General features: G+C 60.4%; 13 protein-coding genes. 2 read left to right on the top strand and 11 right to left on the bottom strand.

All coding sequences use genetic code 11. The features are described 5' to 3' along the window. Window positions 1-74 precede the first annotated feature (74 nt). Complete coding sequence (locus CX511_RS24585; protein WP_101293752.1) at window positions 75-1,334, top strand: MFS transporter; 1,260 nt, start codon at window positions 75-77, stop codon at window positions 1,332-1,334. Between the two features lie 57 nt (window positions 1,335-1,391). Here the strand turns inward: CX511_RS24585 and CX511_RS24590 are convergent, their stop codons facing one another. The 11 genes from CX511_RS24590 to pilM form a co-directional block, all read right to left on the bottom strand. Next, complete coding sequence (locus CX511_RS24590; RefSeq protein WP_045181750.1) at window positions 1,392-1,739, bottom strand: YgiW/YdeI family stress tolerance OB fold protein; 348 nt, start codon at window positions 1,737-1,739, stop codon at window positions 1,392-1,394. Between the two features lie 111 nt (window positions 1,740-1,850). Continuing rightward, on the bottom strand, window positions 1,851-2,915 hold the full coding sequence (gene hemE / locus CX511_RS24595) for a uroporphyrinogen decarboxylase (protein WP_045181747.1): 1,065 nt from the start codon (window positions 2,913-2,915) through the stop codon (window positions 1,851-1,853). Window positions 2,916-3,112: 197 nt separating this feature from the next. Beyond that, window positions 3,113-4,531 (bottom strand): glutamate synthase small subunit GltD family protein, encoded by a 1,419-nt coding sequence (locus tag CX511_RS24600; protein WP_045181745.1) that lies wholly within the window; start codon window positions 4,529-4,531, stop codon window positions 3,113-3,115. Window positions 4,532-4,564: 33 nt separating this feature from the next. Continuing rightward, window positions 4,565-9,010, bottom strand: coding sequence for a glutamate synthase large subunit (gene gltB / locus CX511_RS24605; RefSeq protein ID WP_045181743.1), 4,446 nt, complete (start codon window positions 9,008-9,010; stop codon window positions 4,565-4,567). A 363-nt stretch (window positions 9,011-9,373) separates the two neighbouring features. Then, window positions 9,374-10,975, bottom strand: a complete 1,602-nt coding sequence (locus CX511_RS24610; RefSeq protein WP_101293751.1) for an SPOR domain-containing protein — start codon at window positions 10,973-10,975, stop codon at window positions 9,374-9,376. 16 nt (window positions 10,976-10,991) lie between these two features. Beyond that, window positions 10,992-12,089 carry a 3-dehydroquinate synthase gene (gene aroB, locus CX511_RS24615; protein ID WP_045181738.1) on the bottom strand — a complete coding sequence of 366 codons (1,098 nt, stop codon included), beginning with the start codon at window positions 12,087-12,089 and terminating at the stop codon, window positions 10,992-10,994. A 99-nt stretch (window positions 12,090-12,188) separates the two neighbouring features. Next, window positions 12,189-12,707 (bottom strand): shikimate kinase AroK, encoded by a 519-nt coding sequence (gene aroK / locus CX511_RS24620; RefSeq protein WP_028943928.1) that lies wholly within the window; start codon window positions 12,705-12,707, stop codon window positions 12,189-12,191. 4 nt (window positions 12,708-12,711) lie between these two features. Then, window positions 12,712-13,968 (bottom strand): type IV pilus secretin PilQ, encoded by a 1,257-nt coding sequence (locus CX511_RS24625; RefSeq protein ID WP_052675472.1) that lies wholly within the window; start codon window positions 13,966-13,968, stop codon window positions 12,712-12,714. Between the two features lie 60 nt (window positions 13,969-14,028). Then, complete coding sequence (locus CX511_RS24630; RefSeq protein WP_158240011.1) at window positions 14,029-14,949, bottom strand: pilus assembly protein PilP; 921 nt, start codon at window positions 14,947-14,949, stop codon at window positions 14,029-14,031. Window positions 14,950-14,960: 11 nt separating this feature from the next. Next, window positions 14,961-15,488 (bottom strand): PilN domain-containing protein, encoded by a 528-nt coding sequence (locus CX511_RS24635; protein WP_101293749.1) that lies wholly within the window; start codon window positions 15,486-15,488, stop codon window positions 14,961-14,963. After that, on the bottom strand, window positions 15,476-16,414 hold the full coding sequence (gene pilM / locus CX511_RS24640) for a type IV pilus biogenesis protein PilM (protein ID WP_101293748.1): 939 nt from the start codon (window positions 16,412-16,414) through the stop codon (window positions 15,476-15,478). Before pilM ends, CX511_RS24635 begins: the two co-directional genes overlap by 13 nt. 178 nt (window positions 16,415-16,592) lie before the next feature. Between pilM and CX511_RS24645 the strand changes: the two genes are divergently transcribed. After that, window positions 16,593-19,040, top strand: coding sequence for a penicillin-binding protein 1A (locus CX511_RS24645; RefSeq protein ID WP_373432752.1), 2,448 nt, complete (start codon window positions 16,593-16,595; stop codon window positions 19,038-19,040). Window positions 19,041-19,161 lie beyond the last annotated feature (121 nt).

The raw sequence follows: 19,161 nt of genomic DNA on the forward strand, positions 1-19,161 counted from the left end.
TATATTGGAAATGATCATTAGCCAGCTATATGCTTTTTTCACTGCCTGCCAGGTTGTGACGCCCGAGGTCACCCGTGAAAACTGCTGTTGCGCCCCACGCCCACGAAATCCCCGCTTTCCCTGTCGACGACCGCACCGCTGTGGCTGAACGCTGGATCGAGAAAGGCACACCAGCTTTCCTGCGCACTGTACTGGCGCTGTTCTGCGGCGGTTTTGCCACGTTTGCCCTGCTCTACTGTGTACAGCCGATGATGCCAATGCTGTCGCAAGAGTTTGCCATCAGCGCGGCGCAAAGCAGCCTGATCCTCTCGGTGTCGACCGGCATGTTGGCTGTCGGACTGCTGATCACCGGGCCGATCTCCGACCGCATCGGGCGCAAGCCGGTGATGGTCTTTGCCTTGTTCTGCGCGGCGCTGTGCACCCTCGTCAGCGCCCTGATGCCAAGCTGGCAGGGCGTGCTGCTGACCCGCGCACTGCTGGGCTTGTCGCTGAGTGGCCTGGCGGCGGTAGCGATGACCTACCTGAGCGAAGAGATCCACCCGCAACACATTGGCCTGGCCATGGGTTTGTATATCGGTGGCAACGCCATTGGCGGAATGAGCGGCCGATTGATCACTGGGGTATTGATCGACTTCGTCAGCTGGCACACGGCGCTGCTGGTGATCGGCAGCCTGGCATTGATCGCCGCCGTGGTGTTCTGGAAGATCCTCCCCGAATCACGCAACTTCCGTCCGCGCTCCCTGCACCCGCGCAGCCTGCTGGAAGGCTTCACGCTGCACTTTCGCGATGCAGGATTGCCTTGGCTGTTCCTCGAAGCCTTCCTGCTGATGGGGGCCTTCGTCACCCTGTTCAACTATATCGGCTATCGCCTGCTGGCCGAGCCCTACCATATGAGCCAGGCCTTGGTCGGTTTGCTCTCAGTAGTGTACTTGTCGGGTATCTACAGCTCGGCACAGATTGGTGCCCTGGCTGACAAGCTGGGGCGGCGCAACGTGTTCTGGGGCACCATCGCGCTGATGTTCGGTGGTTTGCTGATGACGCTATTCAGTCCCCTGCTGCTGGTGATCGTCGGCATGCTGGTATTCACTTTCGGCTTCTTTGGCGCGCATTCGGTAGCCAGCAGCTGGATTGGACGGCGGGCGACCAAGGCCAAGGGTCAGGCATCGTCGCTGTACCTGTTCAGCTATTACGCGGGGTCGAGTGTGGCTGGGACAGCCGGTGGGGTGTTCTGGCATCAGGCAGGGTGGAACGGGATCGGGCTGTTCATTGGCAGTTTGCTGGTGCTGGCGTTGCTCGTGGCGTTGCACCTGAGCAGGTTGCCGGCTAAAGCCTGAACAACAGGGGCCGCTGTGCGGCCCATCGCCGGCAAGGCCAGCGATGGGGCGCTTGGATCAGTTGATCACTTCAATCAGATCAACATCCACTTCACGGCTCATCAGGTGCTTCTCGACTTCACCGGTCAGCTTGACCTTGGTTTTCTCGTTGAAAGGCACTGCCGGCATGTCTTCGTTATCGATTTCGACGGTGATGGTGCCGGTGTTGTCCTTGAACTCGTATTTGTCATCGTTGTTCACTTTCTTGACCACATAACCCTGCAGCACAACTGGGGTGTCGTCAGCGGCATCATTGGCGGCGGCAACCGTGGTCACTGGCTGGGCGCCAGGGCCGGTGTAGCCAGCAGCCAGGGCAGCGGTGCTGAACAGCGGGGCAAGCAACAGAGCAAGGTAACGAGCTTTCATGGTTCAGATCCTGTTTGGGTTTCGATGGACACAGATTACCCAGACAGGCTGAATTGAAACTTAAATAACAAAACGCCCGGCATTAGCCGGGCGTTTTGTTTGCAGCAGCGCTTATTGGTGGTACTGCGCCGACAGTTCATGCACGGCGTTGATGAACGCACCGGCATGTTCCGGATCGACTTCCGGGGTGATGCCATGGCCAAGGTTGAACACATGACCTGTACCGTGGCCGTAGCTGGCCAGGATGCGCCCGACTTCGGCACGGATGGCTTCAGGCTTGGCATACAGTACGGTTGGGTCCATGTTGCCCTGCAGGGCAACCTTGTTGCCGACTCGCTGGCGGGCTTCGCCAATGTCACAGGTCCAGTCCAGGCCTAGGGCGTCAGCACCAGCATCGGCAATGCTTTCCAGCCACAGGCCGCCGTTCTTGGTGAACAGAATCACCGGCACTTTGCGCCCTTCGTGCTCGCGGATCAGACCGCTGACGATCTTGCGCATGTAGGCCAGGGAGAACTCCTGGTAGGCCGCCGCCGACAGGTTGCCGCCCCAGGTGTCGAAGATCTGCACCGCTTGTGCGCCCGCCAGGATCTGACCATTGAGGTAGCTGACGACCGACTGCGCCAGTTTGTCGAGCAGCAGGTGCATGGCCTGTGGGTTGTCGTAGAGCATGGCCTTGGTTTTGCGGAAGTCTTTCGACGAGCCGCCTTCAACCATGTAGGTCGCCAGGGTCCATGGGCTGCCGGAGAAGCCGATCAGCGGTACACGGCCATTGAGTTCGCGACGGATGGTGCTGACCGCGTCCATTACATAGCCCAGGTCTTTCTGCGGATCAGGAATCGGCAGCGCCTCGATATCGGCCAGGGTGCTGATGACCTTCTTGAACCGCGGGCCTTCGCCGGTCTCGAAGTACAGGCCCTGCCCCATGGCATCAGGAATGGTCAGAATGTCGGAGAACAGGATCGCGGCGTCCAGCGGGTAGCGGTCCAGCGGCTGCAGGGTGACCTCGCAGGCAAACTGCGGGTTCATGCACAGGCTCATGAAGTCCCCGGCCTTAGCGCGGCTGGCGCGGTACTCCGGCAGATAGCGGCCGGCCTGGCGCATCATCCACACTGGGGTAACGTCTACGGGTTGCTTGAGCAGGGCGCGCAGAAAACGATCGTTCTTCAAGGCAGTCATGTCGGCATCCGGAAAAAAAGTGCGGGCATTTTCTCAGACACCAACGGAAAAGGCACGGTAAGTACCGTGCCTTTTGTCTATCGACCTGCGGTAGGTCAATAGATTTTGTTGAAAGCATCGCCGGCAAGGCCGGCTCCCATAGGTCTTATATGCGCCTAAGACCTTATGGGAGCCAGCCTTGCCGGCGATGAGGCCGGTCAGACCTCCAGATAATCCAGTATGCCTTCAGCCGCATTACGCCCTTCAAAGATCGCCGTCACCACCAGGTCAGAACCGCGGACCATGTCGCCACCGGCGAAGATCTTCGGGTTACTGGTCTGGTGCTTGAAGGTGTTCTTCTCCGGCGCAACGACGCGGCCCTGGCTGTCGGTCTGGATGCTGAACTGCTCGAACCATGGCGCCGGGCTTGGGCGGAAACCGAAGGCGATGACCACGGCATCAGCCGGGATGATCTCTTCAGAACCCGGAATCGGCTCAGGACTACGACGGCCACGGGCATCCGGCTCGCCCAGACGGGTCTCGACCACCTTAACGCCTTCGACCTTGTCTTCACCGACAATCGCGATCGGCTGGCGGTTGTAGAGGAACTTCACGCCTTCTTCCTTGGCGTTCTTCACCTCTTTGCGCGAGCCCGGCATGTTCGCTTCGTCACGACGGTAGGCACAGGTCACTGCCTTGGCACCCTGACGGATGGAGGTGCGGTTGCAGTCCATCGCCGTGTCGCCGCCGCCAAGCACCACGACCTTCTTGCCCTTCATGTCGACGAAATCTTCCGGCGACTTTTCAAAGCCCAGGTTGCGGTTGACGTTGGCCACCAGAAAATCCAGGGCATCGTGCACGCCCGGCAGATCTTCACCGGGGAAGCCGCCCTTCATGTAGGTGTAGGTACCCATGCCCATGAACACTGCATCGTACTCTTCGAGCAGTTGTTCCATGCTGATGTCCTTGCCCACCTCGGTGTTGAGGCGGAACTCGATCCCCATGCCAGTGAAGACTTCGCGACGATTGCTCAGCACGGTCTTTTCCAGCTTGAACTCTGGAATACCGAAGGTCAGCAGGCCGCCGATTTCCGGGTTGCGGTCGAACACCACCGGGGTCACACCGCCACGTACCAGCACATCGGCACACCCCAGACCGGCCGGGCCAGCACCGATAATGGCAACCCGTTTGCCGGTTGGTTTGACCTTGGACATGTCCGGGCGCCAGCCCATGGCGAAGGCGGTGTCAGTGATGTACTTCTCCACCGAACCGATAGTCACCGCACCAAAACCGTCGTTGAGGGTGCAAGCACCCTCGCACAGGCGATCCTGTGGGCACACCCGGCCGCAGACTTCCGGCAGGGTGTTGGTCTGGTGCGATAGCTCCGCCGCAGCGAGGATGTTGCCTTCGGAAACCAGCTTCAACCAGTTGGGGATGAAGTTGTGCACCGGGCACTTCCACTCGCAGTACGGGTTACCACAACCCAGGCAGCGGTGGGCCTGCTCGGCCGACTGCTGGGGTTTGAAGGGTTCGTAGATTTCCACGAACTCTTTCTTGCGTTGACGCAACAGTTTCTTCTTCGGATCCTTGCGCCCGACCTCGATGAACTGGAAGTCATTACTCAGACGTTCAGCCATGTTCAAAACCTCATCAAACTCTTCAGGCGCATATCACTGCGGGTTGGCACGGGTGCTGGACAACAGGTTCTTCAGGTTTGCCGCCTTCGGCTTGACCAGCCAGAAGCGACGCACGTAGTCGTCCAGGTTTTCCCAGAGCTCACGGCCCCATTCGCTACCGGTTTCTTCAACGTACTCGCCCAGAACGCGCGACAGGTGGCTACGGTACGCCTCCATCGCTTCGCCGCTGATGCGCTGGATTTCCACCAGTTCATGGTTGAGCTTGTCAACGAAGCTGTTGTCCATGTCCAGCACGTAAGCGAAACCGCCGGTCATGCCAGAGCCGAAGTTGTAACCTGTCTTGCCCAGTACGCAGACAAAACCACCGGTCATGTATTCACAGCAGTGATCGCCTGTGCCCTCGACAATCGCGTGGGCACCAGAGTTACGTACAGCAAAGCGCTCGCCCGCAGTACCCGCGGCGAACAGCTTGCCGCCAGTGGCGCCATACAAGCAGGTATTGCCGACAATGGCGCTGTGCTGGGTAGCAAACGGGCTGCCCGCAGGCGGCACGATTACCAGCTTGCCACCGGTCATGCCTTTGCCGACGTAGTCGTTGGCATCACCTTCGAGGTACATGTTCAGGCCACCGGCGTTCCACACGCCGAAGCTCTGGCCAGCGGTACCCTTGAAGCGGAAGGTAATTGGCGCCTTGGCCATGCCTTGGTTGCCGTGCAGACGAGCGATTTCGCCGGAAATCCGCGCGCCGATGGAACGGTCGCAGTTGCAGATATCCAGATCAAACTCGGCACCGGACATATCTCGAATGGCTGGCAGCGCCATGTCGACCATCTTCTCGGCCAGCACACCCTTGTCGAACGGCGGGTTGCGGTCAACTTCACAGAACTGTGGCTTGTCTGCCGGCACGTGCGGGCTGCCCAGCAGCGGGCTGAGGTCGAGGTGCTTTTGCTTCTCGGTTTCGCCAGGGAGCATTTCCAGCAGATCAGTACGCCCGATCAGCTCGCCGAGGCTACGTACACCGAGCTTGGCCAGCCATTCACGGGTCTCTTCAGCGACGTAAGTGAAGAAGTTCACCACCATGTCGACGGTGCCGATGTAGTGGTCCTTGCGCAGCTTGTCGTTCTGCGTGGCAACACCGGTGGCGCAGTTGTTCAGGTGGCAGATGCGCAGGTATTTGCAGCCCAACGCAATCATCGGTGCGGTGCCGAAGCCGAAGCTCTCGGCACCGAGGATGGCTGCCTTGATAACGTCCAGGCCGGTTTTCAGGCCACCGTCGGTCTGCACCCGCACCTTGCCGCGCAGGTCGTTGCCACGCAGGGTCTGGTGGGTTTCAGCCAAGCCCAGTTCCCACGGCGCACCGGCGTACTTGATCGAGGTCAGCGGCGAAGCGCCGGTACCACCGTCGTAGCCAGAGATGGTGATCAGGTCAGCGTAGGCCTTGGCCACACCAGCGGCGATGGTACCAACGCCCGCTTCTGCCACCAGCTTGACCGAAACCAGCGCCTGCGGGTTGACCTGCTTGAGGTCGAAAATCAGCTGCGACAGGTCTTCGATCGAGTAGATGTCATGGTGCGGCGGTGGCGAGATCAGGGTCACACCCGGCACGGCATAACGCAGCTTGGCGATCAGGCCGTTGACCTTGCCACCAGGCAGCTGACCACCTTCACCCGGCTTGGCACCTTGGGCCACCTTGATCTGCAGCACTTCAGCGTTGACCAGGTATTCCGGAGTGACCCCGAAACGGCCGGTGGCCACTTGTTTGATTTTGGAGCTACGGATGGTGCCGTAGCGCGCTGGGTCTTCGCCGCCCTCACCAGAGTTGGAGCGCGCACCCAGGCGGTTCATCGCCTCGGCCAAGGCTTCATGGGCTTCCGGAGACAGTGCACCCAGGGAGATACCGGCAGAGTCGAAGCGCTTGAGGATCGCTTCCAGCGGCTCGACTTCTTCCAGAGTCAGCGGCTGCTCGGCGACTTTGACCTTGAGCAGGTCGCGGATCATCGAGACCGGACGGGTGTCGACCAGCGCGGTGTATTCCTTGAATTTGGCGTAGTCGCCCTGCTGCACAGCAGCCTGCAGAGTGTTAACCACATCCGGGTTGTAGGCGTGGTATTCACCGCCATGCACGAACTTGAGCAGGCCACCCTGCTGGATCGGCTTGCGCGGGCTCCAGGCTTCGGCGGCGAGCAGTTTCTGCTCGTTCTCGATGTCGACAAAACGCGCGCCCTTGAGGCGGCTGGCCACACCACGGAAACTCAGGCCAACCACTTCCTCGGACAAGCCGACGGCTTCGAACAGCTGCGCACCACGGTAGGAACCAATGGTCGAGATACCCATCTTCGAGAGGATCTTCAGCAAGCCCTTGGAGATGCCTTTACGGTAGTACTTGAACACCTCGTCGAGGTCGCCCAGTACTTCACCGGTACGGATCAGGTCAGCCAGCACTTCGTAGGCCAGGTACGGGTAGACCGCCGAGGCACCGAAGCCGATCAGCACTGCATAGTGGTGCGGGTCGCGGGCCGTGGCCGTCTCTACCAGGATGTTGCTGTCGCAACGCAGGCCCAACTCGGTCAGGCGGTGATGCACTGCACCCACGGCCAGGGAGGCGTGTGCCGGCAGCTTGCCTGGGGCAATGTGACGGTCGCTGAGCACCAACTGAGTCTTGCCACTGCGCACGGCTTCTTCAGCCTGGTCGGCGATGTTGCGCACGGCCGCTTCAAGGCCAATGCTCTGCTCGTAGTTGAGATCGATCACCTGGCGTTCGAAGCCCGGGCGGTCGAGGTTCATCAGCGAACGCCACTTGGCTGGCGAGATCACCGGCGAGCTGAGGATCACTCGCGAGGCGTGCTCAGGGGATTCCTGGAAAATGTTGCGCTCGGCACCCAGGCAGATCTCCAGCGACATCACGATCGCTTCGCGCAGCGGGTCGATCGGCGGGTTGGTAACCTGCGCGAACTGCTGGCGGAAGTAGTCGTAGGTGGAGCGTACGCGCTGCGACAGGATCGCCATCGGCGTGTCATCGCCCATCGAGCCCACAGCTTCCTGGCCTTGCTCACCCAGCGGGCGCAGCACCTGGTCACGCTCTTCGAAGGTGACCTGGAACATCTTCATGTATTGCTTGAGCTGGTCGCTGTCGTAGCTGGCCACGCCTTGATCATCGCTCAAGTCGGCCTGGATACGCAGGGCGTTCTGGCGCAACCAGCGCTTGTACGGGTGGCGCGACTTGAGGCGGTTGTCGATGGCATCGGTGTCGAGGATCTGACCGGTTTCGGTGTCCACGGCAAAGATCTGGCCTGGGCCGACCCGGCCCTTGGCGATGACGTCTTCAGGCTTGTAGTCCCACACGCCGATTTCCGACGCCAGGGTGATATAGCCGTTCTTGGTGGTGACCCAGCGCGCCGGACGCAGACCGTTACGGTCAAGCAGGCAGACCGCGTGACGACCCTCAGTCAGTACTACGCCGGCAGGGCCGTCCCACGCTTCCATGTGCATGGAGTTGTATTCGTAGAAGGCACGCAGGTCGGCGTCCATGGTCTCGACGTTCTGCCACGCAGGCGGAATGATCATGCGCACGCCGCGGAACAGGTCGATGCCACCGGTAACCATCAGCTCGAGCATGTTGTCCATGCTCGAGGAGTCGGAACCAACACGGTTAACCAGCGGGCCGAGCTCTTCCAGGTCCGGAATCAGGTCGTTGGCGAACTTGGTACGGCGGGCCTGGGCCCAGTTGCGGTTACCGGTAATGGTGTTGATCTCGCCGTTGTGGGCGAGAAAGCGGAAGGGCTGCGCCAGCGGCCATTTCGGCAGGGTGTTGGTGGAGAAACGCTGGTGGAACACGCAAATAGCGGTCTGCAGGCGCTCATCACCGAGGTCTGGATAGAAGGCGACGAGGTCCGCCGGCATCATCAGGCCTTTGTAGATGATGGTTTTGTGCGAAAAGCTGCAGATGTAGTGGTCGGTGTCGGCGGCGTTGGCCACGGACGAGCGACGACGGGCGCTGAACAGCTTGATGGCGAATTCCTGATCGCTCAGGCCTGCACCGCCAACGAACACCTGCTCGATCTGTGGCAGGCGCTCCAGGGCCAAACGGCCGAGGACGCTGGTGTCGATCGGCACCTTGCGCCAGCCCACCAGTTGCAGGCCAGCCGCGAGGATCTCGCGGTTCATGTTTTCGCGTGCCGCTTGCGCCTTGGCGTTGTCCTGATTGAAGAACACCATGCCGACCGCGTACTGCTTGTCCAGCTCGCAGCCGAATTGCTCCAGGGCAACGGCGCGCAGGAACTGATCAGGCTTTTGCATCAACAGCCCGCAACCGTCACCGGTCTTGCCGTCTGCGTTGATGCCACCGCGGTGGGTCATGCACGTCAGCGCTTGCATGGCTGTTTGCAGAAGGTGGTGGCTGGGTTCGCCCGTCATATGGGCGATCAGGCCGAAACCACAGTTATCCTTGAATTCTTCGGGATGGTACAGACCTGTTTTCATAGACACTTTCTCACCAGGTTCGCCTCTCACCAAGGCAAATCTCTTTTTAGTACAACCACTTACCATCCACGCCGAACGAATGCCAGCTTTGCGGGGGCAATAGGGGAGCCATTGTTGCACAGCGACAGGGAAGCCCACAAATTTACGACGAATAGTCGTAAATCCATGTCGCATTTTTGAATGTTTTTAAGCGTGCGCCGTGGTAACGGCATGGCTTGAGTCTGAAGCGTTTCAGCCTGGACTGCAAGATGGGCTTGTGGCCGGCAGTCTGGGACAGAAAAGCCTGCCGCGCAGTACGCAGCAGGCTTGACCGTAGTTCAGGAGTCGCTCAGCAGGTGGCGGGGGTAGTGCCACCAAGCTCTATCAGCGGGTCGCGGCCAGTTCTTGTTGGACGCTGGCGACGGTACGTGGCCAAGGTTTACCAGCCTGGACCTTGGCTGGCAAGGCTTTGATTGCAGCCACCGCTGCATCACGGCTAGCGAAGCTACCGTAAGTGATCACGTACAGCGGCTTGCCCTGCAAGGTTTTCTTGAAGTAGCGATAGTCGCCACCCTGGGCTTTGACGAAGGCCTGGGCAGACGCTTCGGAGCTGGTACCGAGGATTTGCACGACATAGTTGCCAGGTTTCTGACCGGCATACCAACCACCACCGGCAGCCGGCTTGGCTGCAGGCTTCTCGGCAGGTTTTGCTGCAGGTTTAGCTGTTGCAACCTGTGTAGGCGCAGGCTTGGCAGCAGGCGCCACCGGCTTGCTAGCAACAGGTGCAACCGGCTGCTTTGGCGCCACTGGCTGCGTTTGGGCGATCGGCTGCGCCGGAACAGGTGCCGGGCCGGCGGCAACGCCAGCAGGTGGCGCGATGGTGGTGACAGTCGGCGGCTGCAGCGCTGTGTCACCGGCCGGACCACCCTCTTCACCTTCCCCCATGCCGGCTGCTTCAGCCAGCGGGCCACGCATGACCGGCTGCGACTGGCCTACCAGCGGCAACGGCATAGGCTGTGAATTGCCCGCGAACTCGATGGCTGGGCCACCGTTGTTGGACTGGGCATCACCTGGCTGGCCTTGGCCCAATGGCAACTGCGCTTGTTCTGCAGGTGCGGTGGGTGCCTGATCGCCTTTCTTCGGCATCAGCACGGCCGCGGCTACGGCGACCACAACGACAGCAGACAACGCCAGCACGTGTTTTTTAGGCATATTGAACCCCATTGATGGTCGCTTGGCCGTGGTCCGGCTAGCGATCATGGCTTCGATCAAGGTATCGCGGGCGACCTGGTTGATTGCTCCAGGCCAGCCATCCGAGTTTTGGTGTATATCGACAATCTGCTCACTGGTGAACACTTCGATACCGCGCCCGGCACCTTCCAGGCGCTGCTCGAGGTATTCCCGGGTTTCATCTTCGCTGTAAGGCGCAAGCTCAATGACATGGAAACGCTCCAGGTCAGCATTGAACGCTTCCAGCTCGGCGATCAAAGATGGCTCGCCGAACAGAAATACATGCGGACGCCCTTCCGGTGTACCCGCCGCCAGCTCCAGCAAGGCTTGGAGTGCCGACTCGTCGAGTTGTTCCGCATCGTCCACCAACAGATAAACTTCTTGCCCAGTCAGCGCCAATTGCACGACCTGGGCCAGCAGCTCGGGGACTTCCGGCTGAGCCACACCCAACGCCTGAGCCACCTGGCCAAGTACGCTGGCCGCATCACTGGCACCGCGGGCAGAAACCACGATACTTTGTACCGATTGCTTATTGGTGCTGGCCACCAGTGCCTGGCGCAGCAAGGTCTTGCCGCTGCCCTGCGGGCCGGTCACCACCAGCAGCAGCTGGCTATAACGCGCCAGGTGGTGCAGTTGCCCAAGCACAGGCTTGCGTTGGGCTGGGAAGAATTTGAAACCAGGCACCCGTGCAGCGAAGGGGTCATGGTTCAACTGGTAATGGCCGAGAAAGGCCTCGTCGGCGTGCAGACTAGTCATCGAACTCCCATCAACCTCAAAGCTGGGCCACGATTGCGCGGTAATCCGCGGCCAACGTGGCCTGAAGAATCTCTTTCGGATAGTCGTCGGTGACCACTGCCGCGCCCATTTGGCTCAGCAGGACCAGACGCAGACGACCGTCGAGTACCTTTTTATCTACTGCCATGTGCCCCATGAACTGCTCAGGGGTCATTTCTTCTGGTGGCACGACCGGCAGACCGGCACGCTGGAACAGACGAATACCCCGGTCCCGCTCCTGCTGGCTGATCCAGCCCAGGCGCATGGACATCTCCAGCGCCATCACCGTCCCGGCCGCCACAGCCTCACCATGCAACCAAACGCCATACCCCATGTGGGTTTCGATGGCGTGGCCGAAGGTATGCCCAAGGTTGAGGGTGGCTCGCACGCCAGACTCACGCTCATCAGCACCGACAACGGCAGCCTTGGCCGCACAGGAGCGACGAATCGCTTCAGTCAGGGCAACCTGATCCAGGCCACGCAACGCATCCATATTTGCTTCGAGCCATCCCAGGAACGGTTCGTCACAAATCAGGCCGTACTTGATCACTTCAGCAAGGCCTGCTGAAAGTTCACGCGGCGGCAAGGAGTTAAGGCTGCGGGTATCAATCAATACTGCATTGGGCTGATAGAAGGCGCCGACCATATTCTTGCCCAGCGGGTGGTTGATGCCGGTCTTGCCGCCCACTGAAGAGTCGACTTGAGACAGCAAGGTCGTGGGCACCTGGATGAAATCCACACCGCGCTGGTAGCAGGCTGCGGCAAACCCGGCCATGTCGCCGATCACCCCACCGCCCAAGGCGACCACCGTGGTGCGGCGATCATGGCGGGCGCTGAGCAAGGCGTCGAAAATCAGTTGCAGGGTTTCCCAGTTCTTGAACGCTTCGCCGTCTGGCAACACCACTGGCAGTACCGAGTAGGCACCCAGGGTCTTGCTCAGACGTTCGAGATAGAGGGGTGCGACCGTCTCATTGGACACAATGGCAACCTGCCGACCGGCAATGTGCGGCGCCAGCAGCTCGGGTTGATCCAGCAGGCCTTCGCCAATGTAGATCGGGTAGCTACGTTCGCCCAATTCGACCTTTAGTGTCTGCATGTGTCCCCACAATGAACAAGGCGCGGCATCGATAGCTCGACCCGCGCGATAACGGTGTGCCCTGTCACGGCATGACTGGTCGCCGAGAATAATCCTGGCTTAACGGGGCGGCAACTTCTGCAATCGCTCAAGAATATCCTGCACGACCATTCGCGGCGGCCGTTCGTCGGTTTCCACGACCAGGTCAGCGATCTCGCGGTAGAGCGGATCACGAACCTCCAGCAAGGCGCGCAAGGTCGCTTCCGGATTGGCCGTACGCAGCAACGGCCGGTTGCGGTCACGCGCGGTGCGCCCGACCTGCTGCTCGACCGAGGCGTGCAAGTACACCACCCGTCCTCCAGCATGCAGGGCCTGGCGATTGGCATCGCGCATCACCGCGCCTCCACCGGTGGCCAGAACCACGCCGTCAAAAGCGCACAGCTCGGCGATCATCGCCTGCTCACGGTCTCGAAAGCCCGGTTCGCCTTCCTTGTCGAAGATCCACGGGATATTGGCGCCAGTGCGCAGTTCAATTTCCTTGTCGGAATCTTTGAACGGCAGGCGCAGCTCTTTGGCTAACAGGCGACCGATGGTGCTTTTACCAGCACCCATGGGCCCCACAAGTATCAAATTTCGCACAGAATCAACGACTCACAGCAATCGCCTGGTCACTCATGATACGCGGAGTCAGGAAGACCAGCAGCTCGGATTTTTTCTCTTGTAGAACATCGCGACGAAACAGCCGCCCAACATACGGCACATCGCCGAAAAATGGCACCTTGTCGACAACTTTACTTTGCACCGTTGAGTACACGCCGCCAATCACGATGGTCTCGCCATCGCTGACGCGAACCTTGGCGTTTACCTCGTTCTTCCTGATCGGCGGCACCTGGGCCAGGGCGTTGAGGTAGTCCGGTTCATCCTTGGTGACCTTGACGGCCATGATCACCCGGTTGTCCGGGGTTATCTGCGGCGTCACCTCCAACGACAGCGACGCTTCACGGAAGGTCACCGACGTAGCGCCGCTGCCACTGGTTTCCTGATAGGGCACTTCGGTGCCCTTGAGGATCCGCGCGGTTTCCTTGTCGGCAGTCACTACCTTGGGCTGGGAAATGATTTCACCGTTGCCGGATTTCTCCATGGCACTGAGCTCCAGGTCCAACAACAGGTTATCGCGCACCAGGCCCAGCCCAATCGCCGAGGTGGCCCGCTCTGCACCAAGGTCGACAAAGGTGTCGCCACCGCCCAACACCAGACCACCTCCTAAATTCACCTCTGCCCCCCAGCGCACGCCCAGGCTTCGCTCGTAGTCGACGTTAGCCTCGACAATCCGCGCCTCGATCATCACCTGCCGTACGGGCACATCCAGTCGCGCGATCAACTGGCGCAGCACCTCCAGTCGTTCCGGTGTCTGGCGGGCGATCAGGGTGTTGGTTCGCTCATCGACACTCAATGCACCCTGAGCAAAGTCGTGGGGATCGTTATCCATCAGTGACTGGAACACGGCGGCTATATCCTTAGCCTGGGCATAGTGGATCGCCAGCAACTCACGTCGTGTGGGCGCCAAGCCCGCTACCTGTTGGCGCCCTTCCAGCAGTTGCCGCTCATGCCCAGAGAGCTCGCCGATAGGTGCCACCAGCAACACATTGCCTTCGGTGCGTTTCTCCAAGCCCTTGCTGCGCAGCACCAAGTCCAGAGCCTGCTCCCACGGCACATCCTGCAGGCGTAGGGTCACCCTGCCCTGCACCGCATCGCTGGCGACCAGATTAACCCCGGAAAAATCGGCCAGCACCTGTAACACCGAGCGAACCTCGACATCCTGGAAGTTCAATGACAACGGCTCGCCCGGTGAAACGCTACTGACTGAAACTTCACTGACGGCCTGCAGCGAAAACACCATTGCAGCTACCGCCACGCTCCATTTTGCCCTCATCTGCGACCTCCCTGGTTCGCCCTGCTATCACGCGCCGGCAGGCGCTTTCAGGCTCAACGCTCGATGACGCACGAGCCAACCCTTCCCCGGCACGAAAACTTCCTCTGCGACGTCGACACGCTGCTCCTCGATACTCACAATCCGACCACTATCACGCCCCAGTCGATCGCCCACTTGCAGGCGGTGCACAACGCCAGCCACCCGCAGCAACGCAAAACGAAGCTCACCACGCGCAAGGCTGCCAATCAGCTCAAATTGATCTAACGATAAGGTTTCCAGGTACTGACGAGGCTGCATTGCCGGCGGCGGCTCGAACGGACTGCGCGAAACACTCGGCAAAGGCCGAACAGGCTCCAGGGCAAGCCCTGACGGCATAGAAGCCGCTCGCTGCACCCGGCTTCGATAGGCGCTGGCGAGTACCTGCAGCCGTAGCCCTGGCGGGCCACTCGCCTGTGCTGGTGACATAGAGAAGTCGTGCGGGGTGATGAGTCGAGGTCGCTGGCTCAGGCCTTGGACGAACGTTGCCAAGGCCACATATGTACCGCGCAAATGCAACTGCATGGGCAATTCGATGTGATGGTCATGAGCGATTTCCGGCAACAGCTCGACCTGCTCAATGAACACGCCATCGGATTGCCCCTGATGAGCAATGTCTTCCAGTAAGTCGGCGACCCCTCCTCCTGCGGCCAACCTCCAGTGTGATTCATCAAGGTGCTGATAGGCCTTGGCCAACTGTGCCTCGTGAACAGCCAGTGCCTGCGCGCGCTGGGCCTTGTCTGCCTGCTCGATCTGCAATCGCTGCGAATGCTCAGCACCTTTCTCAATCTCGATGAGCAGCGCGTGCAAATGAGTGACGTATGCCAGTCCCAGCATCAACACCAGCCCCACCCCTAAGAGGGCTGCTCGCCGGATTCGCGAGCCACCCGCCAGGTGTTGCCATCGAGCCACGATCCACACGCTCAATGTTCGCCCCGCAAGGCCACGCTTAATTCGAACGCCTGACCCTCATCCACCGCCTTCATCTGCTGCATATCGACTTCCCCAAGCGCCCCAGACAGATTGCGCAACAGTTGCGCAACCTGCGAGCCCGAGCGAGCCAGCCCGTGGATGTGCAGACGCGCCTCTTGGCGAGTAACCGTCGTGAGGTACACCCCCGGAGGCACTGCACGCTCAAGCTGTTCCAGAAGATCGACCAGCAGCCAACGCCTGCGCTGTAGATCATCCAGCTGCTGTAGCCTGTACTGCACCTGCCTCTGCTCTTCCTTGTGCTGCGTTAGCTGGGCCAGTTGCGCATCGAAGCGCTCGATGGCCTGTCGAATCGAGGTGTCTTCAAGGATTCGCCGGTGCTGCACCTGACGCCCCAAGTAATCCGTCAACCAGGTTATCAAGCCGGCCACTATGACCACACCCAACAACAACACTTGAAAGCGTCGAATCTGGACATTGCGCTGCTGCTCACGCCAAGGCAGCAGGTTTAATCCAGGCATCGATCGCCCTCCCGCATTGCCAGGCCACACGCGATCGCAAGGCTTGGAGCCTGTGCCATCAACGATCGAGCCTCCAGGCCGGGCGCCAGGGTCAAATGCTTGAAGGGGTCGACATGGTGCACCCCCATACCCAGGCGCTGCTTTAGCTGTGCAGGCAAGTGCTGATCCCCCACTCCCGCCCCCGAGAGCAGCAACTGGTCGGGTAACCTCCTGCCTGGGCTGGCCAGCAAGTAGTTATCCACAGCCGACACCAACGCCTGCGCAAGGTCGCGTTGGTCATGCAAGGGGACCTCACGACGCAGCGGTACGCCTCCAGCCCCTCCTTCATGGAAGACCACGGCATCGGCTTCGACTTGCAATAACAAGCTGTCGGGCGCGCCATCGAAATGCACCGCTCGGCGCAAAGCATGACTGTCAGGCTCAACCACGCAGGCCTGCAGACCTGCGGACTCAAGGCTGGCCTGCAGCACATCCAGCAAAGCCAGATGGCAGACGGCTACGACAACGTGCTGACGCTGTGGGTCATCAGCATCAAGGCCTATGACCTCAAAGTCGATTGCTGCATCCTCAAAGGCAAAGGGCACAAACTGAGCAGCTTCACTGGGCAGGTTCTCGATGATGGCATGCTCATCAAAATCGGCTGGCATCGACACCCGCTTCTCGATCACCAACCCGCCCGGCAGAGCAATGGCAGCGCGCCGCCCCTGCCCGACACTGCGCCGCACAGCCTTGAGCAATGCCATGCCAACCTGTTCAGGATCACTGATCCACCCATTGTGCATAGCTGTCGCCGGCAGCGACTCGAGGGCCCAGGCTTGCACGCTGTAACGCCCGCGGTGTCGGTGCAGGCGCACCAGCCTGATGAACGGAGGGGTAATTTCCACCCCCAGAAGTGAACTGGCATCCTTGCCCAAGCGTCCAAGCATCGGTTTTTCCTTGATTGCAGCCGTCAACAGGGCATTGCTCCCGTCAAACCTGGCTGATTCCTAGACGGGCGCGCCGATAACGCGCCCGTGCGAAAAATGCTTATAATGCCCAGCGTTTTTCCTTGTCCGCTGGCCCTGCGCGCAACCCACTCTTTTACCTGGACGCCCAAAAGCCTTGATACGCCTGCTGAAGTTCTTCTGGTGGTCTTTCGTCGCAGTCATTTGCGCTCTCCTGCTCGGTCTGAGCGGCGCGTTTCTGTATCTTAGCCCCAGCTTGCCCTCGGTAGAGGCCCTCAGAAGCATCCAGTTGCAGATCCCTTTGCGGGTCTACAGCAGTGACGGAAAGCTAATCGCCGAGTTTGGCGAAATGCGGCGATCTCCCATCCGTTTCGCCGACATTCCACCGCATTTCATCCAGGCTTTGCTGTCAGCCGAAGACGACAATTTCGCCAACCACTACGGGGTCGACCCGAGTAGTTTGATGCGTGCTGCAACACAATTGCTTAAGTCCGGGCACATTCAAACCGGCGGCAGCACCATCACCATGCAAGTGGCGAAGAACTTCTTCCTCAGCAGCGAACGTAGCTTCTCGCGCAAAACCAACGAAATCCTCCTGGCCTTGCAGATCGAACGCGAGCTGACCAAGGACGAGATCCTCGAGCTGTACGTCAACAAGATCTACCTGGGTAACCGTGCCTACGGCATCGAAGCCGCAGCACAGGTCTACTACGGTAAATCGATCCGTGACATCAGCCTGGCCCAAATGGCGATGATTGCCGGCCTGCCCAAGGCGCCGTCGCGCTTCAACCCGCTGGCCAACCCGGTGCGCGCCAAAGAGCGCCGTGACTGGATCCTCGGGCGCATGTACAAGCTGGGCAAAATTGATCAAGCCAGCTATCAGGCTGCCTTGGCCGAACCCATCAATGCCAGTTATCACGTACCGACCCCTGAAGTCAGTGCGCCTTACATTGCCGAGATGGCCCGCGCCGAAATGGTTGGCCGTTATGGCAGCGATGCCTATACCGAAGGCTTCCGGGTCACCACCACCGTGCCTAGCGACCTTCAGGAAATCGCCAACAAAGCCGTACTCGACGGTTTGAGCGCCTACGATGAGCGCCATGGCTATCGCGGTCCTGAAGCTCGCTTCCCGGGCAAGACCCACGAGCAGTGGATGCAGGAACTGAGCAAACAGCGCCCACTGGGCGGCCTGGAGCCCGTGATCGTCACCCAAGTCGACAAAACGGGCCTGCAGGTGTTGACCCGCGCCGACAAGCTGGAAACCGTAGCCTGGGAAACGATGAAATGGGCACGCCCGTTCCTCAATACCAACAGCCAGGGCCGTGCGCCGCAACAGCCTGCCGATGTCGCCAAAGTCGGTGACCTGATCCGCGTTCAGCGCCTGGACGACGGCAGCCTGAAATTCAGTCAGGTTCCTGGAGCGCAAAGCGCACTGGTCTCGCTGGACCCCAACAGCGGTGCTATCCGTGCGCTGGTCGGTGGCTTCTCCTTCGAGCAAAGCAATTACAACCGCGCCATGCAGGCCAAGCGCCAGCCGGGCTCAAGCTTCAAGCCATTCGTCTACAGCGCGGCTCTGGATAGTGGCTACACCGCTGCCACCATGGTCAACGATGCACCGATCGTGTTCGTCGACGAGTACCTCGACAAGGTCTGGCGCCCGAAGAACGACACCAACACCTTCCTTGGCCCAATCCGCATGCGTGAAGCGCTGTACAAGTCGCGCAACCTGGTGTCGATCCGCCTGCTGCAGGCCATGGGTGTCGGCAGGACGATCGACTACATCAGCAAGTTTGGCTTCAACAAGCAGGACCTTCCGCCCAACCTGTCCCTAGCCTTGGGTACCGCCACCCTGACGCCAATGGAAATCGCCACGGGCTGGAGCACCTTTGCCAACGGTGGCTACAAAATTACCCCGTACCTGATCGAACGCATCGAGAGCCGCAACGGCGAAACCCTGTTCACAGCCAACCCTCCACGGGTGCCACAAGCCGAACAGGCCGAAGCCGGCATTGCTGCTCCTGAAACCCCGATCAGCATCCAACTGCCCGGCGAAGCTGCTGCCGCAACTGCCAGCAACGACCCCGCCATTGCGCAGCCGCCAGCGGTGGCTGAGCGTATCGTCGATGCCCGGACCACCTACATCCTCACCAGCATGCTCCAGGATGTGATCAAGCGCGGGACCGGGCGGCGCGCCCTGGCCCTGGGCCGCACCGACCTGGCTGGTAAGACCGGTACCACCAACGAATCCAAAGATGCCTGGTTCTCCGGCTACAACGCCGACCTGGTGACCACCGTATGGAGCGGCTTCGACCAGCCGGAAACCCTGGGCCGCCGTGAATACGGTGGTACGGTGGCGCTGCCGATCTGGATGAACTTCATGGGTGCCGCGCTCAAAGACAAGCCCAACCACGCCCCGGCCGAACCGGAAGGCATCCTCAGCTTGCGAATTGATCCAGTCAGCGGCCGGGCGGCCACACCGAGCACGCCTAATGCTTACTTTGAGCTGTTCAAGGCCGAGGACACGCCACCCTCAGTGAACGAGCTGGGTGGCTCGGCACCGGGCAGCCCACTGCCAGCGGATGAAGCGGCGCCGATCGATCTGTTCTGACAGGCAGGCCACTTGCTGTAGCCGCTGCCGAGGCACGAGACTGCGATCGACTGCAGCGCAGTCGCAACTCAGGCACCTCACTGGGCCTGGCCAATCGCGGCAGCCAGGCTTTACGGCCGTT

Origin of the sequence: Pseudomonas sp. S06B 330 (assembly GCF_002845275.2) — a bacterium.
Taxonomy (GTDB): Bacteria; Pseudomonadota; Gammaproteobacteria; order Pseudomonadales; family Pseudomonadaceae; genus Aquipseudomonas.